The sequence below is a fragment of the Sulfurivirga sp. genome, from assembly GCF_015490265.1.
Lineage (GTDB): Bacteria > Pseudomonadota > Gammaproteobacteria > Thiomicrospirales > Thiomicrospiraceae > Sulfurivirga.
Genome location: NZ_WFYD01000073.1, coordinates 1 through 7,310 on the forward strand (window position 1 = coordinate 1; position 7,310 = coordinate 7,310).

Consider the following 7,310-nt stretch of genomic DNA (forward strand, 5'->3'; position numbering starts at 1 on the left):
AGGGAACGGCCGATGAGGCGCTGAATCTCCACCGTGCGCCCGCCCTGCTTGCCGGCGCTGGCTTCCCGACGCATGCGCGTGCCGGTGGAACGGGGCAGCATGCCATATTCAGCCGTCACCCAGCCCTGACCACTGCCCTGCAGAAAGGGCGGCACCCGCTCCTCCACCGAAGCGTTGCACAGCACGCGCGTGTCGCCCACGCTGATCAGCACCGAACCTTCCGCATACTTGGTATAGCCGGTTTCCAGCGTCACCGGGCGCATCTCGTCCGCCCGACGCCCGGAAGGGCGCGTCCATTCACTCATGTTCCGCTCCGTTTCTTTATAGAATGAATGGAATTATAAAACGACGAGTCCACCCGCCCATGAAAAGCATGACCGCCTTCGCCCGCAGCCAGTGCAGCGCCGACTGGGGGCAGATCACTTGGGAGATCCGCAGCGTCAACCACCGCTATCTGGAAACCCATTTCCGCCTGCCCGACAACTGGCGCGAGCTGGAAATGCCGCTGCGCGAGCGCATCAAGCGGCATGTGGCCCGTGGCAAGCTGGAGCTGGCGCTCACGCTGCAGCTGGACGGTGAGGCCGCCCGGCCCGAAGTGGACGGGGAAGTGCTCAAGGGCCTGATCCAGGCCATGCAGACGGTGCGGCTGGAGCTGCCCGCCGCCAGTGAAGTCAACGTGATGGATGTGCTGCAGTGGCCGGGGCTGATCCGGGAACCGGCGCTGGACCGGGACAGCATGGCCGAAGCGCTGCTCGCCTGCGCAGATGAAGCGCTGAACCAGCTGGTGCAGGCACGGGCACGGGAAGGCGAGGCGTTGCGGCAGCTGATCGAGGCGCGGCTGGATGAAATCGAACATATCGTCAACGAACTACGTCCCATCGTGCCTGAGGCGGTACACGCCTATGAAACGAAGCTGCGCGAACGTCTTGCTCACCTGAAGGCGGAGGTGGACGAAAACCGGCTGGCACAGGAAGTGGCCATGATGGCCCAGAAACTGGATGTGGCCGAAGAGCTGGATCGCCTGCTGACCAATGTGCGTCACGTGCGCGAAGCGCTGGCGCAGGACGGCCCGGTGGGACGGCGACTGGACTTTCTCATGCAGGAGCTCAACCGCGAGGCCAACACCCTCGGTTCCAAGGCGGCCGACATGCGCCTGACCGAAGCGGCGGTGGAACTGAAGGTGCTCATCGAACAGATGCGCGAGCAGGTGCAGAACATCGAGTGATCAATTGATCCAGATCAACCTCATAAACGGATTTTGTTTGCAAACGGGCCGCGCATTCCATTACCATTTGCATCAAGTTCCGACAAAGTAAAACCCGCCCGCGTGGCGGCAATCTGGGAGAGCAAGCAATGAGCGATTTCATCAAGTTCTGGGTTGTAGTGACCATTACGGTCGTCATTCCCTACGCCATTATCTGGGGCGTCTATTTCGACATCCTGCCCGAGTCTCTGGAAGTGATCATTTCCCAGCTGGCCGTACTGGCTGCCATTGTCATCATCGTGGGCGGCAACCTGGCGCTGATGTACAGCGACATCAAGACCGGTCGCTACAGCAAGCGCACCTGACAGACGGCTTCAGGACGAATCAGACGCCCGGCCCCAGCGCCGGGCGTTTTTGTTTGTGGGCTACAATAACGCCACATTACCCATGTGACTTGCGCCATGCAGAGTGAAGACCCGCTGAAGGAAACCCCCGAAACGCCGACCGAAAAGGCATCAGCGCCCGGGCACCCCAATGATGAGCGCCCGCCCCGTCGCAAACGACGCTGGTGGCTGTGGCTGACGCTGCTGACGCTGTTTGTCATTCTTCCGGGCATCGGCGTGGCCTGGTACATGGTCACCATCTACCCCACACTGCCAGACGCCAGCGAACTGAAAGACGTGCGCTATCAGGTGCCGCTGCGTATCGTCACCGCAGACGGCAAGCTCATCAGCGAGATCGGCACCCAGCGCCGCATTCCGCTGGACTACACCGACATTCCCGAACGCATGACCCAGGCCATCGTGGCGGCAGAGGATGAGAATTTCTTTTCCCACCCCGGGGTCGACCCCAAAGGACTGGCCCGCGCCGTCTATCAGCTGATCACCACCGGTCACAAGAAATCCGGCGGCTCCACCATCACCATGCAGGTGGCGCGCAACTTCTTCCTCAGCCGCAAGAAGACCTTCATGCGCAAGCTCAACGAGATCGTGCTGGCGCTCAAGATCGAACATCAGCTGAGCAAGCCGCAGATCCTTGCCCTCTATCTCAACAAGATTTTCCTCGGCCACCGCAGCTACGGCGTGGCCGCTGCTGCCCGCACCTACTACGGCAAGGACATCCACGACCTGACGCTTGACGAATACGCCATGCTGGCCGGCCTTCCGAAGGCACCGTCCGCCTACAACCCCATCACCAACCCTGCTCGAGCCAAGGCACGGCGCAACTATGTGCTGCGCCGCATGCACAAACTGGGCTTCATCACCCGCGAAGAGATGGAAAAGGCCATGGCCGTGCCCGTGCATGCCAAGCTGGTGGGCGCCCGCGTGGAAGTGGAAGCAGGCTATGCGGCCGAAATGGCGCGGGACTGGGCACAGCGCCGTTTCGGCCCCAAGGCGCTGGAAATGGGCCTGACACTGGTGACCAGCATCGACAGCCATCTGCAACAGGCGGCCAACCGGGCGCTGCGTCGGGGACTGCTGGACTACAGCCGCCGTCACGGCTGGCGAGGCCCCATCGGGCACCTTGCGCCCGCCCAGCTGGCAGACAAGGCCGACATTGAACAGGCGCTGAAAAAAATCGAAGAGCCCGGACACCTGAAGGCGGCTGTCATCACAGAAGTGACCGACCGTTCCGCACAGGCCCGCCTGAAAGACGGTCAGACGGTCACCCTGCCATTCGATCCGGGCATGAAATGGGCACGCCCTTTCATCAATGCCAACAGGATAGGTCCGACTCCAACCGCACCCATTGAAGTGGTCAAGCCGGGCGATCTGGTCTATGTGGAAAACCGGAACGGCCAGTGGTGGCTGGCACAGAAACCGCAGGTCCAGGGGGCGCTGATTTCCGTGGCGCCGACCAATGGCCGCATTCTGGCCCTGACAGGCGGCTTCGACTACTTTGACAGCAAGTTCAACCGCGCCGTGCAGGGCCGCAGGCAGGTGGGCTCCAACATCAAGCCCTTCCTCTATTCCGCCGCGCTGGACAAGGGGTACACCGCCGCCTCCATCATCAACGATGCGCCGGTGGTCTTCCACGACAAGGCCCTGGAAGACGTCTGGCGGCCGGAAAACTACTCCGGCCGTTTCTACGGCCCCACTCGCCTGCGCGTAGCGCTGGCCCACTCCCGCAATTTGGTGTCCATCCGTCTGCTGCAGGCCATCGGCATCCGCTACGCCATCGACCACATCGCCAGATTCGGCTTCCCCCGCGAGGAACTGCTGCGTCATGCGGATCTCTCTCTGGCGCTGGGCACACCTCAGTTCAGCCCGCTTGAAGTGGTGCGCGGCTATAGTGTGTTCGCCAACGGCGGCTACCGCATACAACCCTGGTTTGTGCAGAAGGTGCTCGATTTCGACGGCAAGCCCATCTACGAGGCGCAGCCCAAGGTAGCCTGCCGCGAGGAAAGCCAGTGCCTGCCTGATGATCCGCAGGCAGCGCCCCGGGTCATCTCGCCCCAGAACGCCTACATCATGACCTCGCTGATGCAGGATGTCATCAACTACGGCTCCGGCCGGCGCGCCAAGGCGCTGGGGCGGCACGACATTGCCGGCAAGACCGGCACCACCAACGATCAGAAGGATGCCTGGTTCTCCGGCTTCAATCCTGACGTGGCCACCAGCGTGTGGGTTGGTTTCGACGAACCGGCTACACTGGGACGGCGCGAAGTGGGCGGGCGTGCCGCCCTCCCCATCTGGATGGACTACATGCGCGTGGCGCTGGCCGACCGGCCGGAACATCCTTTCCCCATGCCTCCGGGACTGGTACGCGTGCCCATCGACCCCAAGACCGGTGAAGCGGTGCCGCCGGACACACCGGGAGCCATTTTCGAGATCTTCCGCGAGCCGTTCGCACCGGACGTGCCCACCCGCACCGAGCGCAAGCTGGAACAGTTGCAGAACGATCTTTTCCAATAGGAGATCACCATGGACTGGACGGGCCTGATTCAACAGATCAATGACACCTGCCAGCTGAATCTGGAGCTGATCAGCGCCCAGCCGGTCGGCGGTGGCGACATCCATCAGGCCTGGCGGCTGCATACACAAAGCGGCGACTGGTTTCTCAAGACCAACCGCGCAGACGCCCTCAAACTGTTTTCCTGCGAAGCCCATGCGCTGCAAGCCATTGCCGACACCCACACCATCCGCTGTCCCGAACCAGCCGGCCATGGCACATATGGCAGCCATGCCTGGCTGCTGATGGAATACCTGCCGCTGGGCCACCGGGGCAATGAACGGGACCGCGGCCGAGCCCTGGCACTGCTGCATCATCAGCTGGAACCGGAGGGCCGCTTCGGCTGGTTCGAGGACAACTACATCGGCCACACGCTGCAGCCCAACGGCTGGGAAACGGACTGGCTCCACTTCTATGGAGAAAAGCGCCTGCGCCACCAGCTGGAACTGGCCCGCCAGGCCGGCGCGCCCCATTACCTCTATGACAGCGGCCTGAAACTGATCGAACGGCTTCCCTTCTTCTTCTCGGACTACACGCCAAAACCTTCACTGCTGCATGGCGACCTGTGGGGCGGCAACAGCGCGTTTACGGTGGACGGCGAACCGGTCATCTACGATCCGGCCAGCTATTACGGTGATCATGAGGCGGATATCGCCATGACCGAACTTTTCGGCGGCTTCGGCAGTGATTTCTACGCCGCCTATCGCGAGGTTTTTCCCCTGGATACCGGTTACGGCGTGCGCAAAACGCTCTACAACCTGTACCACATCCTCAATCACTTCAATCTGTTCGGCGGCGGCTACGCCACCAGTGCGCAGCGCATGATCGATCAGCTGCTTGCGGAGGCAAGATGAAAACCTTTTCTCTGGCCATCTGCGGTTCCGGCGGCAGCGGCGTGGTCACCGCCGGCAAGATCCTGCTGCATGCCGTAGCCTACGCCGGCTACTGGGGCTGGATGGCCAAGTCCTTCGGCCCGCAGATCCGCGGAGGCGAATCGGCGGTAATGCTCCATCTGGCCGACGCCCCCATGGAACATGACAGCGACGCCTTTGATCTGCTACTGGGACTGGACTGGCACGGCTTCGAGCGCTTTGCCGATGAAGTGCCGCTTTCTGAAACTGCCCAGGTGTGGCATGACGAACACACGCCCCCACCCGCCTCTCTCAGCGGTTATCACGCCCATGCCCTGCCGCTGAAAAGCCTGGCCAGCCAGGTACCCAAGGGCCACTTCAACATGGTGGCGGCAGGTGCATTGGGCGCCTGGCTGGGTTTGCCGTTTGATGCGCTGGAAAAAAGTCTGCGCAAGCTGCTGGGCCGCAAGGGTGAGGCCGTGATGCAGCAGAACCTGCAGCTGATCCGGCTGGGTTTTGACCAGTGCGAGCCTCAGCCGGATCTGCTCGGCAGCTGGCAGCGCCATACCGACACCCCCTGGCTGGTGCAGGGCAACCCGCTGACCGGTTTGGGGCTTTTGCGCGGCGGCATCCGTTTTTTCAGTGCCTATCCCATCACACCGGCCACCGACCTGTCTGAGTGGCTGGCCAGCCGTCTGCCGACGCAGAACGGCGTGCTCATCCAGAGCGAAGATGAGCTGGCGGCCATCAACATGGCCATCGGTGCCAGCTTCGCCGGCGCACCGGCGGCCACGGCCACCTCTGGCCCCGGCCTGAGCCTGATGATGGAGGGCATCGGCCTGGCCGTTGCGGCCGAGGTGCCGGTCACCGTGGTCAACGTCAACCGGGGTGGCCCGTCCACCGGCATTCCCACCAAGTCGGAGCAGTCCGACCTGGAGAGCCTGCTGTTCGGCCCACACGGGGACAGCCCCCATGTGGTCACCGCACCGCTGGGCATTGCCGATCTGGCGGCCACGGCCCAGTGGAGCGTCTGGCTGGCGGAAAAACTGCAGACCGTCGTGCTGATGGCCTCCGAGCAGCGTCTGGCCATGGCGGAGGCCATTCTGCCGCCTGTCGAGGCGCTGGATCTGCCCACACCCGAACGGGGCGTGAAGGACTGCAGTGACTGGGTGCGCTTTGCCACCGATGCCATGAACCCGCTACCGATACCCGGCCAAGACAGCTGCCGCTATGTGGCCGACGGGCTGGAGCACACGCCCACCGGCGTGCCCTCCAGCTTCGCCAGCGACCACAGCGCGCAGCTGAACCGCCGTGCCCGCAAGCTGACCGACTTCGACTATGGCGACCGAGCCTTCGAATGGGAGGGGCCGCATGATGCGCAAACCCTGCTGATCGGCACCGGCAGCGTGTGGCCGCTGCTGAAGCACTGTGCCCGCGTGCGCACCGAAGCGGGTCATTCCACGGCTGCGCTGGGCCTGCGCCTGTTGATGCCGCTGCCGGTCGAACGGCTGCGCCCCCTGCTGGAAAAAGGCGCGCGGCGGTTGGTGGTCGAACAGACCCACGGGGCACAGCTGCTGCACTATCTGCAGAGCCGGCTGCCGGGCGTGCCGCTGGAAAGCCTGGCTCAGCCCGGGCCGCTGCCCATCCGACCCGGTGAGGTGCTCAAGCGCCTCGAGGAGGACGTCTGATGCCTTTCGCCAACGACTACAAATCCGACATCCACCCCATCTGGTGTCCGGGGTGCGGACACTTCATGGTGCTGCGGGCCCTGACGCAGGCGATGGCATGGCTGGAACTGGACAAGGACCGCACGGCGGTCATTTCGGGCATCGGCTGCTCCTCCCGCCTGCCGGCCTATGTGGACGCCTGGGGCTTCCACGGCCTGCACGGCCGCGCCCTGCCGCTGGCCACCGGCGTCAAGCTGGCCAACCCTGACCTGACCGTCATCGTCACCTCCGGCGACGGTGATGCCTACTCCATCGGTGGCAACCACTTTCTGCATGCCTGTCGGCGCAATCTGGACATGACGCTGATCGTGATGGACAACCGCGTCTATGGCATGACCAAAGGACAGCCCTCCCCTACGACGGAGCCGGACTGGAAGACGAAGCTGGCGCCCCATGGCACCCATATGCACCCCTTCCAGCCCATGGCGCTTGCGCTGTCGGCGGGCGCCAGCTTTGTGGCGCGCGGCTTTTCCGGCAACCCGGCGGAACTGAGCAAGGTGATCGCAGCCGGCATCGAACATGAGGGGTTCAGCTTCATCGAAGTGCTCAGCCCATGTGTCACTTTCCGTCCGGAAG

General features: G+C 63.4%; 7 protein-coding genes. 6 read left to right on the forward strand and 1 reads right to left on the reverse strand.

The features are described from left to right. The coding region (gene rph / locus F8K16_RS05215) for a ribonuclease PH (RefSeq protein WP_294947908.1) at positions 1-305 on the reverse strand (305 nt) is incomplete at its 3' end. 59 nt (positions 306-364) lie between these two features. Here rph and F8K16_RS05220 point away from each other — a divergent pair. From F8K16_RS05220 to F8K16_RS05245, 6 genes are all read left to right on the forward strand, one after another. Then, a complete protein-coding gene (locus F8K16_RS05220; RefSeq protein ID WP_294947911.1) occupies positions 365-1,225 on the forward strand; it encodes a YicC/YloC family endoribonuclease in 861 nt (286 codons plus the stop codon). A gap of 128 nt (positions 1,226-1,353) precedes the next feature. After that, positions 1,354-1,569, forward strand: coding sequence for a hypothetical protein (locus F8K16_RS05225; protein ID WP_294947914.1), 216 nt, complete (start codon positions 1,354-1,356; stop codon positions 1,567-1,569). A 96-nt stretch (positions 1,570-1,665) separates the two neighbouring features. Further along, the gene (locus F8K16_RS05230) at positions 1,666-4,119 is read left to right on the forward strand and encodes a penicillin-binding protein 1A (RefSeq protein ID WP_294947917.1); all 2,454 of its coding nucleotides are present in this window, start codon (positions 1,666-1,668) and stop codon (positions 4,117-4,119) included. A gap of 9 nt (positions 4,120-4,128) precedes the next feature. Further along, positions 4,129-5,010 carry a fructosamine kinase family protein gene (locus F8K16_RS05235; RefSeq protein WP_294947919.1) on the forward strand — a complete coding sequence of 294 codons (882 nt, stop codon included), beginning with the start codon at positions 4,129-4,131 and terminating at the stop codon, positions 5,008-5,010. Next, entirely contained in the window at positions 5,007-6,695 is a 1,689-nt protein-coding gene (locus F8K16_RS05240) for a 2-oxoacid:acceptor oxidoreductase family protein (protein WP_294947921.1), read from the forward strand. Before F8K16_RS05235 ends, F8K16_RS05240 begins: the two co-directional genes overlap by 4 nt. Further along, a partial coding sequence (locus F8K16_RS05245; RefSeq protein WP_294947923.1) for a 2-oxoacid:ferredoxin oxidoreductase subunit beta occupies positions 6,695-7,310 on the forward strand: 616 nt, incomplete at its 3' end. The genes F8K16_RS05240 and F8K16_RS05245, both read left to right, overlap by 1 nt.